At 55.0% G+C, this 20898-nt stretch carries 20 protein-coding genes; 12 read left to right on the top strand and 8 right to left on the bottom strand.

The genetic code is table 11. The features are described 5' to 3' along the window. Positions 1-374, top strand: a 374-nt coding sequence (locus G544_RS0109130) for an autotransporter outer membrane beta-barrel domain-containing protein (protein WP_027274316.1), incomplete at its 5' end; no start/stop codon positions are given. 59 nt (positions 375-433) lie between these two features. Here G544_RS0109130 and G544_RS22155 read toward each other — a convergent pair. The 3 genes from G544_RS22155 to G544_RS0109115 all read right to left on the bottom strand — a co-directional run bounded on the left by G544_RS22155 (position 434) and on the right by G544_RS0109115 (position 4278). Continuing rightward, entirely contained in the window at positions 434-610 is a 177-nt protein-coding gene (locus G544_RS22155; protein WP_154656327.1) for a hypothetical protein, read from the bottom strand. Between the two features lie 70 nt (positions 611-680). Continuing rightward, complete coding sequence (gene mgtA / locus G544_RS0109120) at positions 681-3377, bottom strand: magnesium-translocating P-type ATPase (RefSeq protein ID WP_027274315.1); 2697 nt, start codon at positions 3375-3377, stop codon at positions 681-683. A 202-nt stretch (positions 3378-3579) separates the two neighbouring features. Beyond that, entirely contained in the window at positions 3580-4278 is a 699-nt protein-coding gene (locus G544_RS0109115) for an MgtC family protein (RefSeq protein ID WP_027274314.1), read from the bottom strand. Between the two features lie 671 nt (positions 4279-4949). Here G544_RS0109115 and G544_RS0109105 point away from each other — a divergent pair. Continuing rightward, complete coding sequence (locus G544_RS0109105) at positions 4950-5396, top strand: helix-turn-helix domain-containing protein (protein ID WP_027274313.1); 447 nt, start codon at positions 4950-4952, stop codon at positions 5394-5396. A gap of 118 nt (positions 5397-5514) precedes the next feature. On the opposite strand, the gene G544_RS0109100 is transcribed toward G544_RS0109105, so the two are convergent. Both G544_RS0109100 and G544_RS0109095 read right to left on the bottom strand, forming a co-directional pair. Further along, positions 5515-6882: an L-serine ammonia-lyase gene (locus G544_RS0109100; RefSeq protein WP_027274312.1), complete on the bottom strand. Its 1368-nt coding sequence runs from the start codon at positions 6880-6882 to the stop codon at positions 5515-5517. Positions 6883-6915: 33 nt separating this feature from the next. Continuing rightward, positions 6916-8220 (bottom strand): HAAAP family serine/threonine permease, encoded by a 1305-nt coding sequence (locus G544_RS0109095; protein ID WP_027274311.1) that lies wholly within the window; start codon positions 8218-8220, stop codon positions 6916-6918. Positions 8221-8928: 708 nt separating this feature from the next. On the opposite strand from G544_RS0109095, the gene G544_RS0109090 reads away from it, so the two are divergent. Continuing rightward, complete coding sequence (locus G544_RS0109090) at positions 8929-9912, top strand: TerC family protein (RefSeq protein WP_027274310.1); 984 nt, start codon at positions 8929-8931, stop codon at positions 9910-9912. A gap of 67 nt (positions 9913-9979) precedes the next feature. On the opposite strand, the gene G544_RS0109085 is transcribed toward G544_RS0109090, so the two are convergent. Next, positions 9980-10210 (bottom strand): DUF2594 family protein, encoded by a 231-nt coding sequence (locus G544_RS0109085; protein WP_027274309.1) that lies wholly within the window; start codon positions 10208-10210, stop codon positions 9980-9982. A 151-nt stretch (positions 10211-10361) separates the two neighbouring features. Here G544_RS0109085 and G544_RS22355 point away from each other — a divergent pair, with 151 nt between their 5' ends. Further along, positions 10362-10787 carry a hypothetical protein gene (locus G544_RS22355; protein WP_027274308.1) on the top strand — a complete coding sequence of 142 codons (426 nt, stop codon included), beginning with the start codon at positions 10362-10364 and terminating at the stop codon, positions 10785-10787. 88 nt (positions 10788-10875) lie between these two features. Here G544_RS22355 and G544_RS0109075 read toward each other — a convergent pair whose 3' ends face one another. Continuing rightward, a complete protein-coding gene (locus tag G544_RS0109075) occupies positions 10876-11244 on the bottom strand; it encodes an HMA2 domain-containing protein (protein WP_036023648.1) in 369 nt (122 codons plus the stop codon). 378 nt (positions 11245-11622) lie between these two features. Between G544_RS0109075 and G544_RS0109070 the strand changes: the two genes are divergently transcribed. From G544_RS0109070 to lplT, 8 genes are all read left to right on the top strand, one after another. Then, positions 11623-11949 (top strand): hypothetical protein, encoded by a 327-nt coding sequence (locus G544_RS0109070; RefSeq protein ID WP_027274306.1) that lies wholly within the window; start codon positions 11623-11625, stop codon positions 11947-11949. 11 nt (positions 11950-11960) lie between these two features. Further along, positions 11961-12593: a hypothetical protein gene (locus tag G544_RS20270; protein ID WP_051155656.1), complete on the top strand. Its 633-nt coding sequence runs from the start codon at positions 11961-11963 to the stop codon at positions 12591-12593. Then, positions 12586-12900, top strand: coding sequence for a magnetosome protein MamC family protein (locus G544_RS0109060; protein WP_027274305.1), 315 nt, complete (start codon positions 12586-12588; stop codon positions 12898-12900). Before G544_RS20270 ends, G544_RS0109060 begins: the two co-directional genes overlap by 8 nt. After that, the gene (locus G544_RS0109055; RefSeq protein WP_027274304.1) at positions 12884-13207 is read left to right on the top strand and encodes a YtxH domain-containing protein; all 324 of its coding nucleotides are present in this window, start codon (positions 12884-12886) and stop codon (positions 13205-13207) included. The genes G544_RS0109060 and G544_RS0109055 overlap by 17 nt, the downstream gene beginning before the upstream one ends. A gap of 8 nt (positions 13208-13215) precedes the next feature. Beyond that, positions 13216-15285 carry a heavy metal translocating P-type ATPase gene (locus tag G544_RS0109050; RefSeq protein ID WP_036023645.1) on the top strand — a complete coding sequence of 690 codons (2070 nt, stop codon included), beginning with the start codon at positions 13216-13218 and terminating at the stop codon, positions 15283-15285. Between the two features lie 91 nt (positions 15286-15376). After that, positions 15377-16132, top strand: a complete 756-nt coding sequence (locus G544_RS0109045; protein WP_027274302.1) for a lipoprotein YafT — start codon at positions 15377-15379, stop codon at positions 16130-16132. 382 nt (positions 16133-16514) lie between these two features. Continuing rightward, positions 16515-18671 (top strand): bifunctional acyl-ACP--phospholipid O-acyltransferase/long-chain-fatty-acid--ACP ligase, encoded by a 2157-nt coding sequence (gene aas / locus G544_RS0109040; protein WP_027274301.1) that lies wholly within the window; start codon positions 16515-16517, stop codon positions 18669-18671. Next, positions 18668-19873, top strand: coding sequence for a lysophospholipid transporter LplT (lplT, locus tag G544_RS0109035; RefSeq protein WP_027274300.1), 1206 nt, complete (start codon positions 18668-18670; stop codon positions 19871-19873). The genes aas and lplT overlap by 4 nt, the downstream gene beginning before the upstream one ends. 4 nt (positions 19874-19877) lie before the next feature. Here the strand turns inward: lplT and mutH are convergent, their stop codons facing one another. Beyond that, the gene (gene mutH / locus G544_RS0109030) at positions 19878-20576 is read right to left on the bottom strand and encodes a DNA mismatch repair endonuclease MutH (RefSeq protein WP_027274299.1); all 699 of its coding nucleotides are present in this window, start codon (positions 20574-20576) and stop codon (positions 19878-19880) included. Positions 20577-20898 lie beyond the last annotated feature (322 nt).

The following is a 20898-nucleotide window of genomic DNA, read 5'->3' as shown; positions in this document are numbered from 1 at the left end:
CGAAGGATCACTATGAGGCGGCAGGCGTTGACGGCAGCCGAGTGAAGGTAAGCGATGACACCGACGGCAACCTGATGACCCGATTGGGCGTGCGGGCCTACATGAAGGGGCACAGCGCTATCGATGAGGGCAAAGACCGCGAGTTCCAGCCGTTTATCGAAGCTAACTGGATCCACAATACGCAGAACTACGGCGTAAAAATGGCGGGTGTGAAGAATGAGATGAGCGGCACGAAGAACATCGGCGAAGTAAAAATCGGCGTCGAAGGCCAGCTCTCCAAGCGCCTGAACCTGTGGGGCAACGCGGCCCAGCAAGTGGGGGATAAGGGATACAGCGATACGTCCGCAATGGTGGGCGTGAAGTATAGCTTCTGACGTTTGTTACGTTGCTCAACAGGCCGGCGAATGCCGGCCTGTTCTTTTTCATTCGTTCGTTATCCCGTTGCAGAGGAATACAACGCTGCATGATGCGTAACCGTCGCCAGTAAAATGAGGTAGAGAAAAACCAGCGCCAGCCGGTAAAGCCGAGCGCGGGGTGTTTTCGCCGTTTTCCAAACGTAGAGCACCGCGATTGCCGACGCCAATAAGACAAATATCATAAACAGGTTCATTGAGACCGCCCTGAAATAGGTTTGATGCCCCTACCTACGACATTCCGCCGCGGGTAAGGGCAGACAGTGGCTATAGCCATTCGTTGAAACGGCGGATATAAAAACGCTTCATCATCTGGGCGACGAAGCAGTAGCTGACGAGCGTCGCCGCCAGCCAAGGGAAATATTCCCAAGGCAGGGGCTGTAGCCCAACGTAGGCGCCCAGCGGTGAGAACGGAATATAGATGCCCAGCGCCATAACGAGCCCGGTCGTCAGCAGCACCGGTAGCGCGGCGGTGCTTTGAATAAAGGGGACCTTTTGAGTACGCAGCATGTGTACAACCAGCGTCTGCGACAGCAGCCCTTCGATGAACCAGCCGGACTGAAACAGCGCCTGATGCTCCGGTGAATTGGCGGCGAACACAAACCACATCAGCGCGTAGGTGGTGATGTCAAAGATGGACGATGTCGGTCCGATCCACAGCATAAAGCGGCCGATGTTTTTGGCGTCCCACTTGCGCGGCTTACGCAGGAACTCTTTGTCCATTTTGTCCCACGGCAGGGAAAGCTGGGAGATATCGTACATCAGGTTCTGAATCAAAAGATGGATAGCCAACATCGGTAAAAACGGAATAAACGCGCTGGCGACCAATACCGAAAAGACGTTGCCGAAGTTGGAGCTGGCGGTCATGTTCAGGTACTTGATAATGTTGCCGAAGGTCTCGCGGCCTTTGATGACGCCTTCTTCCAACACCATCAGGTTCTTCTCCAGCAGGATAATGTCGGCGGATTCTTTGGCGATGTCGGTGCCCGTGTCGACGGAAATTCCCACGTCGGCGTCGCGCAGCGCGGGCGCGTCGTTAATGCCATCGCCGAGGAAGCCGACGGTGTGGCCGTTTGCCTGCAGCATTTGCAGTACGCGAGATTTTTGCAGCGGCGTCACTTTGCAAAACGTCGTTCGCTGCTCTACTTCGTGAGCCAACGTCGCGTCATCCATTTTTTCAATATCGACGCCGAGCAGCGGTTCGCCGGGTTCCAGGCCCACGTCGCGGCAAATTTTGCCAGTGACGATCGGGTTATCGCCGGTCAGCACTTTTATCGTAACGCCGTTCTCCTGCAGGGCGGCGATAGCCTCGCGAGCGCTCTCTTTTGGCGGATCGAGGAAGGTTAAGATCCCCTGGATCGTCAAGTCCCTTTCTTCTTTTTCACTCAGGGGCAGCGCCAGCGCTTGCGCGTCCAGGGGGCGGGTCGCCAGCACCAGCACTCGAAAGCCCTCTTCGTTATAGCGCTGGGTTAACGCCAGCAGGGCGGCGCGCTTTTTTGCATCAAGCGGCCGCGTTTCCTGCCCTTCATGAACGTGAGTAGCGATAGACAGCATCTCTTCCACCGCGCCTTTACAGATGAGCAGCGGCTGGCGTTTTTCGTCCTGAACGACGATAGACAGGCGGCGGCGGATGAAGTCAAAGGGCAGTTCGTCCACTTTGCTGAAACGCTTGAGGGCGTCAACGTCCGCCTTTCCTTTAGCAAAATGCAGAACGGCGCGGTCCATCAGGTTCTTCATTCCGCTTTGATGAAAGCTGTTAAGCCAGGCGAGGTGCAGAACCTCTTCATCCCGTTGGCCGTGGGCATTGAGATGGTGTTCCAGAATGATGCGATCCTGCGTCAGCGTACCGGTTTTGTCGGTGCACAGCACGTCCATCGCGCCGAAGTTTTGGATGGCGTTAAGCCTTTTTACCACCACCTTACGGCGCGACATAGCGATGGCGCCCTTCGCCAGATTGGAGCTGACGATCATCGGCAGCATTTCCGGCGTCAGGCCGACGGCTACGGCCAGAGCGAACAGCGCGGCTTCCGCCCAGTCGCCTTTAGTAAAGCCGTTGATCAAAAGAACGACGGGCACCATGACCAGCATAAAGCGAATCAGCAGCCAGCTGACGCTGTTAACGCCTCGGTCAAATGCCGTTTGCGCGCGGCTGCCGACAATTGACTTCGCCAGCGAACCGAAGTAGGTGCGATCGCCGGTAGCGACCACGACGGCGGTTGCCGTGCCGCTGGTGACGTTAGTGCCCATCAGGCAAACGTTGGATAGCTCCAGTACGCCGCGCTCTCCGCCGTGTACCGCATCGCTTGATTTTTGGCTGACGTTGCCTAACGCGTCGTATTTCTCAATCGGAATCGATTCGCCGGTCAGTATCGCCTGGCTGATGAACAGATCGCGGGAATTCAGCAGCTTTACGTCCGCCGGCACCATGTCGCCGGCGGAAAGAGTAATGATATCCCCCGGCACCAGATCGTGAATAGAAACCTCCTGCATCGCTGGCTTGGCGCCGGCGTTAGCCCGGCGAAGCACCGTTGCGGTGGTGTGCACCATGGACTTTAGCGCTTCGGAAGCCCTGTTGGTGCGGTACTCCTGCCAGAAACGCAGCAGCCCGCTGAGGCTGACCATGATGAGAATGATGCTGACGCCGGTAACGTCAGTCTCTTCTCCCGCCTGCAGAGGCAGCCAGTAGTCGGTGAAGAAGCTGATGGCTGCCAGCGCCAGCAGCACGTAGATAAAAGGATTGTTAAACGCGCTGACGAGCTGCACCAGCGCGTGGGGCGCCTTTTCATGGGCAACGTGGTTGGGGCCGAATGCCGCCAGCCTCTCGTTGGCGTCTTCCTGCGTAAGCCCGATGCGGTTGCAGTTCAGATTGGCCAAGGTCTGATCTTGGCCGTAGGCCGCTTCCCGCTCAATGGCGAATGGAGCGGTGGATTTAGCGCGACGTAGCGTCTTTTTGAAACAGGTCATAACGTTGTTCTCACGTTTTTAGGCGCAGGCCATCCCCTGCCGAGCGGGAGCGGCATGCGCAGAGAAAATTAACGGCGTATTAGACGCGGGCCTGGCGGGTAATAGTTAACGCTTGGCCTGCGTCAGAGAGTTGTTAGTCCCGGGGGGGGCGTCCATAGGGCCTCCTTATCACCCTTTAGGTGAAGTTATGATGATTGTGGGCCTATACGGGCAGTTCTGACGTCACCCGCCAGTGGACGGCGCTGACGCTTTTTTCCAGACTGATGCGGCAAACGATGTTTTCAATGTGTTTTTGCGCCGCGGGCGACGCGCCGATCTCCGCGAAGACCTCCAGTCGTCCGGGCGTTGCGATATCCGCGCTGCGCAGAGACTGTAGCCGCATGGTCATGCCGTTTAGCGACTGAAGGATAAGCGTGCGCACCAGAATTTCGTCCTGCTCCGCGCAGGTCACCTGAATGCGGTAGTGCTGTTCCAGATCTACCGCCTGCTGCGGCGGCTGTAGGTTGATGCGCTGCGCCGCTTCGCGCAGCAGAATGTTGGCGCACAGGATAACCATCGTCGCCAGCGCGGCGTTCCAGTATTGGCCTAGCCCGCACAGCACGCCGATGGCGGCAGAACACCACAGCGTGGCGGCGGTGTTAAGGCCGCGCACGTTAAGCCCTTCGCGCATAATGACGCCCGCGCCGAGAAAGCCGATGCCGGAAACGATCTGCGCCGCGATGCGCCCGGCGCTGGTGGGTTCCGCGGTCATTGAGCTGAGGATAAACGCCGCCGCGCCGGTGGCGACCAGCGCGTTGGTGCGCAGGCCGGCCATCCGCTGACGCCATTGACGCTCAGCGCCGATAATGGCGCCAAGAAGCATCGCTAACAGCAAATTTAAAATAAAAGGAGTCATAGCCATGATCTTCCCCTTTTTTAATAATGAAAGGTTGAATCATGTGCTAAATAAGCACATAAGATTTTCCGCCGAAAATAAGTCAGCGTAAGCGAAGTTTATGCGCCAGGAGGAAATAGGTTGTGAGTATAAAACAGCATAATAATATCCGAATCAATCAGGCTCCGGGCAATAATAGCCAGGGGCGGTAACGTTATATTCGGGTATGCACTGCCGGATGAATCAAGGAAGGAGTGCTGCCCGCCGGGTTCGGCAAGCAGACAGATCGAGAAAGGATTGTTCAGCTTACCGCATCAAATTTTTTACAACTGTAAGTGTCCAATTCATTCTCCTGAAATTAATTTTCGAGCGGGATCTTAAAGAGATTTAATTATGAAGTAAAGAAAAAAGGTTAATTAATTTATTCTTTAATATGTGTTGATGAATGAGTGATTATTAACTGAATAATTATTAATGGATCTGAAGTAAATGCGTCGTTGAGTGAACAAACAGGCCTCTTTCGATTGAGGATGCATAGCGATCGTTGGACCATTCAATTTTGCTCTTTGAGATGAATCAGGAAAGAAAAAGTGGCGTGATATCAATCGAAATCCACAGGGACATGATTCTGGTTATCCTTACAGTATAAATAGTGGGTATAATGACTCCCTTGTAACAGTAACAAATCAGGTACAGCGATGAAATTTAATACCGTATCCGATAGCGAAATCATCTCTGAGCTCTGCCGGCGAATCAAAGAGACGCGCATTGCCATGCGGTTATCCCAAATAGAGCTGGCTGAACGCGCGCAGGTAGGGATCGCCACCATAAAGCGCGTAGAAATGGGAGAGTCCGTAACGCTCAGTACGCTGATTGGCATTTTGCGTGGCCTCGATCGCCTGCATCAGTTAGAAGGGATTTTGTTTGATTCAGAAGTGCGCGCGTTTAACGCTCAGATAAGCCCTGAGGCGGAAAAAGCGCCGGTGCGCATCCGTAAAAAAGCGGGTGACGACGATGACGCGGTGAAAGGTACCGCTCCGCAGGAAGAAACGCCCCATACTCTGCAGGGTAACAGCAGTTGGTATACTCAGGCCGCGAAAAGTAACGTCGTCTGGCCCTGGTTTAAGCCAGACGACAAAAAGTAAACGCCGAAAGGGGGCAATGCTCAGGTGTCTTTTTACAGACGATGGCGTTTAAAAAAACTGCTTGCCCGCACGGATGCGGGCGGATAAAACTTCAATAACTTCAACTCTTGCAGGGCGATCAGGACTCACACAGGGCGACTTTGATAGCCAATCCGCCGCGCGAGGTTTCGCGATACTTCGCGTTCATGTCCTTACCCGTCTCATACATGGTCTCAATAACCTTATCGAGAGATACGCGCGGCTCGCTGGTGCGCAGTATCGCCATGCTGGCGGAGTTGATGGCTTTCACTGATGCGATGGCGTTACGCTCAATGCAGGGCACCTGAACCTGGCCGGCGACCGGGTCGCAGGTTAGGCCGAGGTTGTGCTCCATGCCGATTTCCGCCGCGTTGCAGACCTTCTCAGGGCTGCCGCCGCGCAGTTCCGCCAGGCCTGCGGACGCCATAGAGCAGGCTACGCCTATCTCACCCTGACAGCCGACTTCCGCCCCGGAGATTGAGGCGTTCATCTTAAACAGCAGGCCGATAGCGCCCGCCGCCAGGAAATAGCGGGTGTAGGCTTCCGGCGTGACCGGCTGGATGAAGTGATCGTAATAGGCCAGCACGGCAGGGATAATCCCGCAGGCGCCGTTGGTCGGTGCGGTGACGACGCGGCCACCGGCTGCGTTTTCTTCACTGACAGCCATAGCGAACATGTTGACCCAGTCCATCGCTGTCATCGGATCTGTCGACAGGCGGTCGTGGGTGTGCAGAATACGGTGCAGCGCGGACGCGCGGCGCGGCACCTTCAGCGGGCCGGGCAGAACGCCTTCGGTATTCATGCCGCGGTGAATGGCGCTTTTCATGGTGTCCCACACCTGCGCCATATAGCGCTCCACTTCCTCTCGGCCATGCATCGCGACTTCGTTTTTCATCATCACGGCGGACAGCGACAGGCAGTTGTCATTGCAGTGACGAAGCAGGTTTTTCGCCGAATAGAACGGGTAGGGGACTTCGACTTCGCTAGCAGATTGCTTGCCGAAGTTTTCTTCGTCTACCACGAAGCCGCCGCCGGTTGAGTAGTAGGTTTTGCTCAGCAGAAGAATGTTTTTGTCATACGCGCTGAACGTCAGCCCATTCTCGTGCAGCGGCAGCGCGTTGTCTGCAAAGTTCAGCCTAAGCCCAACGTGACGCTCGGTACCGTCTGAACAGCGAATCGGCATCGTCCCCGTCTCGTCAACCTTTTGAATAAAGGCGGGGATGGCGTCGACGTCTACGGTATCCGGTTTGTTGCCGGCCAGACCCATGATGACGGCAATATCCGTATGGTGCCCTTTTCCCGTCAGCGACAAAGAGCCATAGATGTCGACAACGATGTTGGTGGTCAGAGTGTCCAACTGCTTACCGATAAGCTCTTCAATGAAGCGCTTGCCGGCCACCATCGGGCCGACGGTGTGCGAACTGGACGGGCCTATACCGATTTTAAATATTTCAAATACGCTGATCATGGTATCTCCTTACAGCATCACGTTGGACGAGGGTTAACCCAGCAGGCTATAGATGATGGCGGTCATAGAGATAAGACCCATCAGTACCACGAACACGTTGCTGATATGGCCGCTGTACTTGCGCATAGCGGGAACCTTGTGGATGGCGTACATCGGCATCAGGAACAGCAGCATGGCGATAATCGGGCCGCCCAGCGTTTCGATCATGCCCAGGATGCTCGGGTTCAGCGTTGCGACTACCCAGGTGGTGACCAGCATGAACAGCGCGGTAATGCGGTTCAGCTTGTTGATTTCGATGCTCTTGCCTTTGCTGCGCAGTGACTTGATAACCATGCCGTTGAAGCCTTCACGCGCGCCCAGATAGTGGCCCAGAAACGACTTGGTGATGGCAACGAACGCGATGACCGGCGCAATATAGGCGATAACCGGCGTTTGGAAGTGGTTAGCCAGATAAGACAGAATAGAGATGTTTTGTGCTTTCGCTTCGGCCAGAGCGGCGGGCGACAGGCTCAGCACGCAGCTGAAGACGAAGAACATCACCGTCAGCACCATCATGACGTGGCTGCGAGCCAGGATCTGCGAGCATTTCTTCTCGGCGTTCTTCTGGCCGTACTCTTCGCGCTTGGCGACCGCAAAGGCGGAGATGATTGGCGAGTGGTTGAAGGAGAACACCATCACCGGAATAGCCAGCCATAGCGTCATGATAAGGCCGTTGCCGGTTGCAGACGCGGTAGAAGACACGTCCAGCGTTTGGAAAATAGCGCCTGACCAGTTTGGAATTAAGTACAGCGCCAGCAGCATCAGAACGGCGACGAACGGGAATACCAGGATGCTCATTGCCTTAACGATAATTTGCTCGCCGAAGCGTACGATAGTCATTAATCCCAGAATAAGGATCAGAGACAAAATAGCGCGCGGCGGAGACGGCAGGTGTAATTGGTGAACAATAAAGCTGTCTACCGTATTGGTAATTGCCACGCTATAAACCAACAGGATGGGATAAATAGCGAAGAAGTAGAGCAGAGTAATTAATTTACCCGCACCGGTACCAAAATGTTCTTCAACCACTTCGGTAATATCTTCACCGGGATTTTTACCGGAAAGAACGAAACGACAAAGGCCTCTGTGAGAGAAATAGGTCATCGGAAAGGCGATAATGGCCATGATGATTAGAGGGATCAGGCCGCCGATGCCGGCGTTGATAGGCAGGAAGAGCACGCCTGCGCCGATGGCCGTGCCGTAAAGGCCGAGCATCCACATGGTGTCGGTCTTTCGCCAGCCCTGGGCTTGAGTCGAAGCGATCGCGCCCGCGTCTGCTGTGGTTTGAATACTGTTCATAGCTACCCCAAGGAATTGGATTTCAGATAAAGGACAAAAATAGTTACACGATATTCATTATTAATATCGGAAAAAAACTGCAATTTATTAAAAATAATGCGTTGGTTTGCCGCGGGAGGCACTTTATCAAAATCGAAAGATGTAATGAGGCGTACCGATCACAAAAATCATTTTGGCTAAAAAGTTTTAAGGAATCAAAATTGATATTTTATTTTCCATGCGTGGTTGGGGCTCGGATTTGATACTTTTTAAAAGCGAATTTTAGGCGGGATTAATATTTAAAGAATCAAAATTGATATTTTAATTTAAATTATTAATAAGGTCTCAAAGGTGATGCTTTAAATATATTGCGTTTGTCTTATCGATTATAGAGCCGATAAAGAAAGAAGTCCAAATAGTTCGCACGATATATTTTAGCTTGCAATGCCTTTTTCTCTATACCTTTAATAGCAAACGTATCTTGACGCCTTTGACTGCTTCCAGTATCTTCCCCTCTAGCAAAGGGGAGTAACTTCCACGCTGGTTAATCGTCAATACGATGCATGAATGCATCCGGTTACCAGGCAACCTTCGGTTGTAAGTGAGACCTTGCCGGAAGGCGAGGTGCGCTTATAATTAGCTAAAAGAGCGGCCACGTTTTCTGACGTAGCCGTTTTTTTATGTCTGAAGGTCAGCTTTTCGCATTGGCGGAAAGCGGGAGGAACTCTAATGCACTCTGTAGGTACGCCGCTGCTGTGGGGCGGTTTCATCATCATCGTCGTCGTTATGCTTTTAATTGACCTGTTTGGGCAGGGCAAGAAAAAGTGCGGCGGCATGTCGTTTAAGCAGGCGGCCGCCTGGTCGCTAGTCTGGGTTAGCCTTTCGCTGCTCTTTGCGCTGGGGCTTTGGTGGTACCTGAAGGGAACCGCCGGGCCAGAAGTCGCCAACGCGCAGGCGCTGGCGTTTATCACTGGCTATTTAATTGAAAAAGCGCTGGCGGTCGATAACGTCTTTGTCTGGCTGATGTTGTTTAGCTATTTCGCCATACCCGTGTCTATGCAGCGCCGAGTGCTGGTTTACGGAGTATTGGGCGCTATCGTCCTGCGGACAATCATGATTTTTGCTGGCAGCTGGCTTATCTCCGAGTTTAGCTGGATCCTCTATCTGTTCGGCGCCTTCCTGCTGTTTACCGGCGTGAAAATGATGGCGTTTTCCAAGGAAGGAGACGAGGGCGATCTTGGCAACCGGCCGCTGATAGGATGGGTTCGTGGGCGGATGCGCATGACGGACTCGCTGGAAGGGGAACGTTTCTTTGTCCGTCGCAATGGGCTTTTGTACGCAACGCCGCTGTTCTTGGTGCTGGTTCTGGTTGAGATTAGCGACGTTATTTTCGCCGTTGACAGCATTCCGGCGATCTTCGCCGTAACGACCGATCCCTTTATTGTATTAACGTCCAACCTGTTTGCCATTTTGGGCCTCAGGGCCATGTACTTCCTGCTGGTTAACGTGGCGGAGCGTTTCTCTATGCTGAAGTACGGGCTGGCGGTCATACTGATTTTTATCGGCGTGAAGATGCTGATTGTTGACTTCTACCATATCCCTATCGCTTTCTCTCTGGGTACGGTAGGGGCAATTCTGCTGGCTACTCTGGCGATTAACGTCTGGGTCAACCGACGTAACGATCGGCGCAAGGCCCGTTCAGAAGACGCATAAAAAAATCGCCGCATGGAAATTCATCCGTGCGGCGATTAAATAAAGGCATTGGGATATATGCTTTTAATCAGGATTCCTGGCGGTAGGCCTGACGGATCTGCTGAACGACCTTTTTAAACGTTTCAACTTCCGCTTCGTTCTCATGCGCGGCCATCAGCCTTTCCATCTTCAGGATGACTTTGCCCGCGTCCGCCTGGCCCATAGTGATCAGCATCAGCGTCATCAGGGCCTTCAGCGCGGAGATTTCCTGCGCCATTTCTTCAATTTTTTCCGCCGTTGGAAATTCAATGTTATTCATAACTTACCCGTATCTTCATGAATGGTGGTGTAAACAATGGGCACTATGGTAGCAAAGTATTTGTTCTCGCGTGAGTCTCTACCGCTGGAAAAGGGCGAAAAATAGGGTAATAATATAAAGAATCATTCTCATTATCGTGTGGTGTTATTCAATGTCATCGGCTCTTAAGGCGCTAAAGAAGCTGCATAAAAAGGCGTTAAAGCAGGATAGAAAGGCTGGAGATCGCGCTTTACGGGCGCTTTCTCACGGTACTTTGCCTCCTGTTATGCCAATAAGACAAAGCGAAGCGCTTAAGGAAGATTCCGTCTGGGGAGAGGTTTCTCAGCAGGTGGTCGGCGCCATGCTTGGAGAAGTCGCTAAGCCGTTAAAGCCGCTGCTGGAGTGGTTTGACTACCATGAACCTTCCTGGCCTTCAGCGAAAGAGAAAATACCTTCGGCGAGAGGAGCGATGCGGCCGATGCCAAAAGGAGCTCAGTCCCCGTCGATATTACGCCTGCCGCTTAAATCTCCTCCCTGTAAGCGCTGCCCTGCACGCAGCGGCGGCATTTGTCAGTGCGCGGCCAAACGCTTTGGTTAGGCCACTGCGTTTTGTCCAGACCGTTATATAAAGAAACGCCCCGCAGGCCGTAGAGCCTGCAGGGCGCATAGAATAACGAAGACGTCGCTTATCTGGCCATCGCGGCTACGGTGCTTAGCAGCGAGCCGCCCAGCGTGCGCTTAAGCGTGGTGACTGCAATTCCCTTAATCAGCGTTTTGGCTCCCAGCCGCAGTGCGTGATGAACAAAGTCGCGCTGCTCGCTTTCTTCCATCCAGCCGTTGCTTTCCAGCGTTTCCAGCAGTGCAGAAGCGCTGACAACCTTGCTGTCGAATTGAATAGCAACGGAACCGGCATAGCGGCGGTGCTGAATGTCCTTAATGCCCGGAATTTGGTTCAGCTGCTTGATAAGCGCTTCAACGCGAGCAGGATGGTGCTGAATAAAGTCAGAACGTACGCGGATGCGGTTGGGGGTTTGATGGACGTAAGGGTTGCTCATGGTGACCACCTAAACAGTAAAGTTAACGATAATAATTTACATTAAGATTTATGTTCTGTCTATATCCCAAGGCATAGGAAATATGAGAGATTCGCAACATATTGAAAGCGTAGGAAATCGCATTCTCAGTACGGGATAAAAATATTCCGGATTTGTGGCCGTTCAGGGCATTTTCATATTTTCAATCGCCGGCTGGCGTCATATGATAGTTGCAACGTTTTTTTAACGACCTATACCCGTCATACTTCAAGTTGCCTGTACGTTGGCTGCGCTCGCTCACCCCAGTCACGTACTTATGTACGCTCCTGGGGATTCTCTCCCTTGCCGCCTTCATACAACTCGAATTATTTAGGGTATAAACGAGATTTAGGAAAAAGAATGAGTTCGGATAGCCTTATGGCGCTTCGCCGCTATGTGACGATTGCGCACCATATCCCCGGCCGCATTAGGCTGCGTTTTAACAACACGCTGATTGCGTCGCTGGGAAAGAGCAAGCTTTCCGCGCTGGACGACTACTGTGGCCCGGGGCATAGTCTTCATAGCTATAGCCTGAATACGGCGACCGGTAGTCTATTATTAGAGTATGACGCTAAGCGCCTGTCTCCTAAGCTGATTGCACAACTGTTCGGCGATGATGACGAACAGGCCGAGTTGGCGTTAACCGAACTGTTACCAATTATCTCGCCGTCAGCGGCTAAAGACTGAGGAACTGAATAATGGGAAAAGATAAAAAAAGCAGCGATTGGGAAAACGCATCCGGTCAGGATATGCCTCCATACGGACCTTACGGCTATCCCTACTATCCGCCTTACCCTCCCTATCCCCCACAGCAAACCATGCAGCCGCCGGCCTGGCCCCCCTATCCACCAATGTGGCACCCGATGTGCGGTCAGCCGCCGATGGGCTACGGCATGCCGCCTGCGCCTCAGCAGTTTCAGCAGCCGGGCGTGCCTCCTCAGGGCTTTGACTGGGGTTCACAGGCTCAGGGCATGGTGGAAGGGCTGATGGGCGAACAGGCCAGCCTGTTTAAGAAAATTGTCAGTACGATTGGCGTTGATGATAAAGAGTTTTGGAAGGGCGCCATGATAGGCGCGGCGGCGGCGCTGATCTTGGGTAATGAGAGCGTGCGCAACACGCTGCTGCAAACCTTCGCCAACGCGGGCGATTTGCTGAAAACCGGCGGCGGAAAGGTTAAAGAAGCGGCCGGCTCTGCGGCAGAAAGCGTTAAAGAGAGCGCAAAGGCCGGCGGCGAAATTTTCCGCGATACCGTTACCGCGGGCAAAGAGGGCTTTCAGGAGTCGGTAGCGCGCCACCGCCAGGCCGACGACAAGGAGGCTGACGATGAGTAATAACAGCGATCGCCTTAATCCCGCCAGCCGGGCGTTGATTGCAGGCGCTTTAGTCGGCGCGGCGGCCTCCGGCGTTGAGCAGTGGCGGCGCTATAAGAACGGAGAAAATACCCTTGAGCAGGCGACGGGTAAGGTACTGAAGGACGCCACCAAGGCGGGGCTTATCAGCGGCGCCGCCATGACGGTAGCGAACGCCACGGCAGGTCGCCCGGTATTAACGCTTTTGACCGTACTCAGCGCCGGCGCAGCCGGTTTATACCTTATGGATGCCGTAAATAAGAGAGGCGCAGATGAAACAGCCGAATAATCCTTACTACTATTATCCGCCGTATCCCTATTCGCCTTACTCCCAGGGCTATGCTCCTGGCGCACCGCAGGGCCAACAAACGCCGTATCGCGCCGACAATGGCCGCGCGCATTTAATTACCGGCATCGTTGCCGGCGCGGCTATCGCCTATCTGCTGTCTAACAGTAAGGTGCAGGAGAGCATCGGCGCGACGGCTAACAGGGCCTGGGGCGCGGTGCGCGGCGAGGTTGAGGAGCTAAAAGAGCGGCTGGCCGACGTTCAGGCCGAGCTTGACTACTATCGCGAGAATGCGCAGGACGGCGAGTAGCGCCCGCAATGACGCATTTATCCCAAATTACGCCGGTTCACTCTTTGCCCGGCCGCCTGCGCGTGCGAATTCCTCTTTTGTTGGAACATGAAGAGTATGCCGGCTGGCTGAAAACGCAGCTTCTGGCCTTCAGCGGGGTTAGAGGAGTTCGCCTTCGCCCTGCGGCGGCGTCCGCCGTGCTGACCTACGATCCGCAAAAGACCGATGAAGCGGCGCTGCTCGCGCAGTTAAACCGCCTGGACTGGTCTCTGGCGCAGGAAAAGGAGTATGAGTCCGAGTACTGCGGCGGTGATAACCTGTTGAATATCGCAGGTCTGGCGGCTACGCAATTTCTTCCCAAACGCTGGGCCGCAGTGCCTGCGCTGGCGCTGATGGCGCCGACCATAGCCGAAGGGATCGAATCGCTTTGCCGACGCGAGCTGAACGTTGAGGTATTGGACGCGCTGGCGTTAAGCCTGTCCATCGTTCGCGGCGACTACCGCACGGCCATGCTGACCCAGAGCCTGCTGACGCTTGGCGAGTACTTTGAGCAGGAAACCAGCCGCCATTCGGACGAGCTGCTGTCCGAACTGATGCAGCCGCAGCATCACGCCGTTTGGGTTGAGCGCGGCGACGCGCGCGAAGAGATAGCCGCCGACGATCTTAAAAACGGCGACGTTATGCTGCTGGGACCGGGGGATAACATTCCGGCCGACGGTCGCGTTATCCGCGGCGTTGGCCTGATTAATCAGGCGTCGATGACCGGCGAAAGCGTGCCGGTGCGCAGAGAAAGCGGTGCATGGGTTTTTGCCGGCACTCAGGTGCAGGACGGCAACGTCGCGGTTCGAGCCGAACGCGTAGGGGACGACTCTTCTACCGCCAGCATCCGGCGCTTTATCACCGAATCGCTGGGCCAGCGCAGCGAGACGCAGCAGGTGACTCAGCGAATGGCCGACCGCCGGGTGGCGATCACCCTCGGCGCAGGCGCGGGCGTGTTTGCGCTAACCCGCGACTGGCAGCGCCTGGCGTCCGTATTTCTGGTTGACTACTCATGCGCGCTGAAGCTCAGCACGCCGATAGCCTTCAAGTCAGTGATGTATAAAGCCGCTACCTCTGGGCTGCTGCTCAAGGGTGGCAGAGCGATAGAGCAGCTTGCCGATATCGATACGGTAGTGTTCGATAAGACCGGAACGCTCACCCACGGCGACATGCTGGTGACGGACGTCGTGAGCTTTGCGCCGGAAACAACCTGGGCCCGCCGCCTGTTGGCCATTGCCGCGTCGGTGGAAGAACACAGCAATCACCCGCTGGCGCGCGCCGTCGTCAACGCCGCCGCCCAGCACGAACTCCCCCATATTAACCACGGGGAAGTAGAGTACGTTATCGCCCACGGCCTGATTTCGGAGCTGGAAGGCAACCAGATGGTCATCGGCAGCCGCCACTTCCTGCGGGAACACTATCAGATAGACTTTGGGCCGTTCCAAAAGCAGATTGAGGAGCTGGAGGAAAAAGGCCGCCACCTCCTGTTTATCAGCCTGAACGAGCAGCTGGTCGGCATGATAGGGCTACAGGACAACGTTCGCGACGAAGCGGCCGAAGTTATCTCTCATCTTCGAGAGCTGGGTATCCGGCAGGTTGTTCTGTTAACCGGCGATAAACAGGAGAAGGCTGAACAGCTGGCTGATTCGCTGGGTATTGACTGCTATTTCGCCGAAGCAACGCCGGAAAGCAAGGTCGAGGTGGTGCAGACTCTTCAGGAACAGGGATGCCGCGTGCTGTTCATCGGCGACGGCGTAAACGACGCCCCGGCGTTGACTCAGGCCGATATCGGCATGGCGATGAACCAAAGTACGGAACTCGCTCAACAGGCGGCGGATGCGGTGCTGATGCGAGATTCCCTGCACGGCGTGGCCACGGCCAGAGAGCTGTCCGTACAGGCGATGCGTTTGGTGAACAGCAACATCAAGGTTACTGAATGGGTAAACAGCGGCATTATGCTGGCGGCGGCGATGGGAAAACTTTCTCCAACGCTGAGCGCGCTGCTGCATAACGGGACGACGATCGGCGTTCTGCTGCGCTCGCTGTCTGCCCGCAGGTAGCCACCGAGTAAATAAGCGTAAACGGCGGTGATTTTTTATCCAGCCCTGATATCTTTCGGACAAATACAACATGGAATTAGGGATATCTGTTATGAAACGTATTTTTTCAGGAAGGGGCCGGATCCTGTTGGCCGTCGTGTTGGGCGCGCTGGTGCTTTCAGGCTGTTCAACTCGCTCTATTTCGCAGTCCGGCGGGCGCGGCGGTAACGCCTTTTACTCCGGCGAGCTTAAGGACAGCGACGTTCTGGGGGCCGCGCCTAAAAGCAAAGCTATCAGCGATGATGACATCCAGAAGGCCTTGAGCAGCGCGCGGCAGGATTTCCGCCTGCCCAAAAGCTCTTCCATTTTGCTTATTCAGTCCGGCGCAATGACGCCCGACGTTGAAATGCAACAGGCGCTGGCGCAGCACTATTCCGTCGCGCTTTACTCCGGCATCCCTCCCGACAGCGGCTATCGCTACGGCCAAACGACAGACAACGCGGCTTCGGTTGACTACCCCAGGCTGCTACGCCTGACGGCGGCCAACGGCGGTCAGGATAAGATCTTGGTGTACTGGGGCCAGCTGGAGAGCGGCTCTGAAAACGAGGCTACCAAGGTGGTTTCCTGGGTGCCGTTTGTCGGCGGCGTTTTACCGGATGAAACGCAGCATATGCGCATCGTTCTGCGCATCGCGCTTATCGATGTCGCCAGCGGGCGCTGGACAACCTTCACCCCGCCGGTATTCGAGAACAGCAGCCTCAGCGGCCGCTATAACCGCGACTCAAAAGACGCCAAGCAAATTATGGAGCTGAAGTCTCAAGCCTATCAGGCCGCCGCTGAAGAAATTTATAAACGGTTTACGCAGTGATGCCTATTGATGAAAAACTTGCTTCATTCTGATTACGAGCGATTTTTAATCGAGTTGTGTAGGAAAAATAGGTGAAATGATAATAATTTCACGCTTGGTTACACTTTGTCGGTCAATGTAGCGTTTTGGCAGTGGCTGGAATTTGGCGCTTGAACTAGATTTTAGATCCCAGAGGTATTTATTGGTGAATATCCGGCGGCGACGTCGGAACCATTTACTGGATTACACCGACCTACGCGGATGCGTAGGTTTTTTTTTACCTGAGCTGGGCGCCGGTTTTTTGTTCGGTTAACCGTAAGGTAATGAACGGCGTAATAATTCACTTGTCTTATCGGTGAAAGGGATGTATCAACGCATACTGCGCTGTGATAGGGAGATAGTCATGATTTATAAGGTTCTTCGGTTTATTGCTCGAACGTGCTTTCGCGTACGCGTGACGGGCGATCTTAACGGTTTCAATCATCAGCGCCTGCTGATAACCCCCAACCACCTTTCTTTTATCGACGGCGTCCTGCTGGGGCTGTTTTTGCCGGTAAAGCCGGTGTTTGCTATTTACACCAGCATGACCGACCGCTGGTTTCTGCGAATGATGGAACCGCTGGTGGACTTTGTGCCGCTGGATCCAACCAAGCCGATGGCGATTAAAACGCTGGTTCGCCAGATTGAGCACGGCAGGCCGATCGTGATTTTCCCCGAAGGCCGCATCACGGTGACCGGCTCGCTGATGAAGATTTACGACGGCGCGGCCTTTGTGGCGGCGAAGTCGCAGGCGACGATTATCCCTATCTGGATAGACGGCCTGGAGCTGAGCTTCTTTAGCCGCCTGAAGGGCATTTTTAAGCGGCGCCTGTTTCCACAGGTCAACATTCATATTTTACCTGCGACGACGATCCCGATGCCGGAAGGCGGACGAGCCGCCGAGCGCCGCAGGCTGGCCGGCGAGCGGATGCATCAAATCATGATGGACGCCCGCATGGCGACCCGCAGTCCGAGAACGCTGTATGAAGCGCTGGTTGAAGCAACCTGCCGCTACGGCGGCAGCAAGCCCTGCATTACCGATATCGGCCTGAAAGAGGACTCCTATCGCACGCTTTTGAAAAAGTCGCTGGGCGTTAGCCGCATTATTTCTCGTTTAACCGCGCCGGGAGAAACGGTCGGCCTGCTTTTACCCAACGCGACGATTACCGCTGCGACCATTTTCGGCACCTCACTGTGCGGCCGCGTACCCGCCATGCTGAACTATACCGCCGGCGTTAACGGGCTGGAGAGCGCGCTTAAGGGCGCGCAGATAAAAACCATCGTGGCGTCGCGCCAGTTTTTGGAAAAAGCCAATCTGACGCACCTTGCAGAACAGGTAAAGGGCGCGACCTGGTATTTTCTCGAAGACCTGAAGGACACGGTGACCCGTGATGACAAGCTTTGGGTGTTAAAGCACCTGCTGATGCCGCGCTGCGCAATGGCGCCGCAAAAGCCGGACGACGCGGCCATCATTCTGTTTACGTCTGGTTCGGAGGGCAATCCGAAGGGCGTAGTGCACACCCATAGCAGCCTGCTGGCTAACGTGGAGCAGATCCGCACCGTAGCCGACTTCTCGCCGCAGGACAAATTTATGTCGGCGCTGCCCCTGTTCCACGCCTTCGGCCTGACTGCGGGGCTGCTGGCGCCGATTGTTACCGGCAGCCGCATTTTCCTTTACCCAAGCCCGCTGCACTATCGCATCGTGCCGGAAGTGATCTACGATCAGAACTGCAACGTGATGTTCGGCACGCCGACGTTTCTCAACAACTATGCGCGCTTTGCCCATCCGTACGACTTCGCTCGCCTGCGCTACGTAGTGGCCGGGGCGGAGAAGCTTTCGAGCGCTACGCGCGAGCTGTGGCAGGAGAAGTTCGGCATTCGCATTCTGGAAGGCTACGGCGTGACCGAATGCGCGCCGGTACTGGCGATTAACGTTCCGATGGCGTCCAAATCTCAGACCGTAGGGCGACTGCTGCCGGGCATCGAATCCCGCCTGATCTCAGTTCCGGGGATTGAAGAGGGCGGCCGCCTGCAGGTGAGGGGGCCAAACATCATGAAAGGCTATCTGCGGGTGGAAAACCCCGGCGTGCTGGAGCAGCCTGCGGCAGAAAATGAGCGGGGCGAGCTGGAAGCCGGCTGGTACGACACCGGCGACATCGTCTCTTTTGATAGTGAAGGCTTCTGCACGATTAAAGGCCGCGTGAAGCGCTTTGCTAAAATCGCCGGCGAGATGGTATCGCTGGAAAGCGTAGAAGCGATAGCCAAAAAGGTGGCGCCAAATGCCGAGCATGCCGCAACGGTGAAAAGCGATGTGGCAAAGGGAGAATCTCTCGTATTGTTTACCACCGCTGCCGAGCTGCCTCGCGACGCGCTATCGCGCGCCGCCCAGGAGCTGGGGCTGCCGGGGCTGGCCGTTCCTCGCGATATTCGGACCTTAAAGTCGCTCCCGCTTTTGGGCAGCGGCAAGCCGGATTTTGTCTCCTTGCGTAAACTGGCCGAAGCGCCTGCGGAGTCCGAATGACGACGATAGACGTAACGCCTAAGCCGCTGCTGAGTAGGGGCATGGTGGCGGTAACCAGCGCCCAGTTTTTATCGGCCTTTGGCGACAGCGCGCTGTTTTTTGCGACATTAGGCGTTTTGATTCAAAAGGCCTACCCGCTTTGGAGCCACTCGGTGCTCCAGATGCTGTTTATTGTCGCCTACGTGGTGCTGGCTCCGTTTGTAGGGCAGGTTGCCGACAGCTTCTCGAAGGGGCGGGTGATGATGTTCGCCAACGCCGTTAAGCTTATCGGCGCGGGGATCATTTTCGCCGGCCTCGATCCGTTCTTTGGCTACCTGCTGGTAGGCATTGGCGCAACCGCCTATTCTCCCGCCAAGTACGGCATCCTCGGCGAGCTGACCCACGGCGACCAACTGGTGAAGGCCAACGGCCTGATTGAGTCTTCTACGCTGGCGGCGATCCTCACCGGCTCTTTGGTCGGCGGCTGGCTGGTAGATATCAGCCCTTATATCGCGCTGACGGTATGCTGCATCGTCTATGCCGGCGCCGTCGCCGCCAACTTTTATATTCCGAAGCTACAGCCAGCCAGACCGGGCGCCCGCTGGAATCTTAAAGAGATGGTGGCGAACTTCGCCAACGCGATTGTGGTGCTCTGGCGAGATCAGGGAACGAGGATGTCGCTGGTGGGCACCAGCCTGTTCTGGGGGGCGGGGATCACGCTCCGCTTCCTGCTGATCCTCTGGGTTCCTGTCGCGTTAGGCATCGAAGGGCTGCTTACGCCGACGCTGCTAAACGCTATGGTGGCGGTAGGCATCGTTATCGGCGCAGCGGCCGCGGCCAAGTGGATCACGTTAAAAACCGTGAGCCGCTGTATTCCTGCGGGGGTACTGTTGGGCGTCGGCGTGGTGGTTTTCGTACTGCAGGGCAGCCTGGCGCTCTCCTATGCGATCCTTGTTGTTATCGGCATTTTTGGCGGGTTTTTTATCGTTCCGCTCAATACGCTGTTACAGGATCGGGGAAAGCAGACCGTCGGCGCGGGTAATGCGGTAGCGGCGCAAAACTTTGGTGAAAATACCGCCATGCTGCTGATGCTCGGCCTGTACACGCTGGCGGTGAAAGCCGGTATGCCCGTTGTGGCGATAGGCTGCGTTTTTGGCGGCCTGCTGGCGGTGTCAATCGGCGGCCTGTGGCTTGTACAATTGGCGAGAGCGCGGAAGAAGTAGCCTCTTATTCAGACAGCGGCAGGTTAAAGTGTTTGGCCAGCAGCGCCCGCGTAAAGGCTTTTTTCAGATAGAAGCCGCGCGGGAGCGTCATAATCGGCTGGCCAAACTCACCGATCGCATCCGTCAACGCCCGCGCATTGGCGGCCTTGGGGCGGATTTGCAGCACTTCTCCGTGCCGGGCGGTGATGGTTTCTACCTTCCCCAGCACGATGAGGTCCATCAGCTCCTCCCAGTCGCGCTTGAGTCTGGTTTCCTCTTCTTCGTCCGGGCTCCACAGCAGGGCGGTGCCGATGCGCCGCTCGGCTAAAGGAATGCTTCTTTCTCCCTCTACCGGCACCCACAGCACCCGCTGAAGCTTCCTACGAAGGTGGCTGCTTTCCCAAGTCACCCCGCTGTTGCCGGTCAAGGGAGCGACGCATACGAAGGTCGTTTCCAGCGGATTGCCCTGCGCGCTTACCGGGATCGTCTTCAGTTCTATGCCCAGATGAGGAAAGTCCTGTTCGGGCTTGCTGCCGGCGCTGGCGCCTAAATAGTGTTCCAGCATCATGCCAACCCATCCCTTATCCCGCTTTAGATCTTTAGGGATCGGTAACCCTACGGCGTCCGCCAGCGCTTTCATCGTATATCCGGCCAGCGCCAGCGCTCGCTGATAGAGCTCCTGCTCGCTTTCTGGCATAGGAAGGGGCGTTACCGTATAGGACATTTAGGGATCCGTTTATCTGTTCTAAATTTATACAGCCCAAGGGGCGCGCTTGTAAGTCATTTTTCATAGCGTTAAGAAACAAATTAACGCTATGGTTTATATCATAATTTTTTATTTTTGGCCCGTTTCGCCTTCCACTATGGCTGAACGGATCGTCAATAAGACACCGACAGTGAACAGGATCTTACACTATGTTATCCACAGATATCTTGGATAACTCACAAAAAGATGACTACTGTTTTCATTTACAGCATTGACTTCGGGGTTTTTTTGCGTATCAAACCGCATTTTGGTTAACTTTTTATCACTGTCTGTGGATAAA

It is taken from the genome of Leminorella grimontii ATCC 33999 = DSM 5078 (assembly GCF_000439085.1).
Taxonomy (GTDB): domain Bacteria; phylum Pseudomonadota; class Gammaproteobacteria; order Enterobacterales; family Enterobacteriaceae; genus Leminorella; species Leminorella grimontii.
This window is presented reverse-complemented; position numbering and strand designations above follow the sequence as displayed.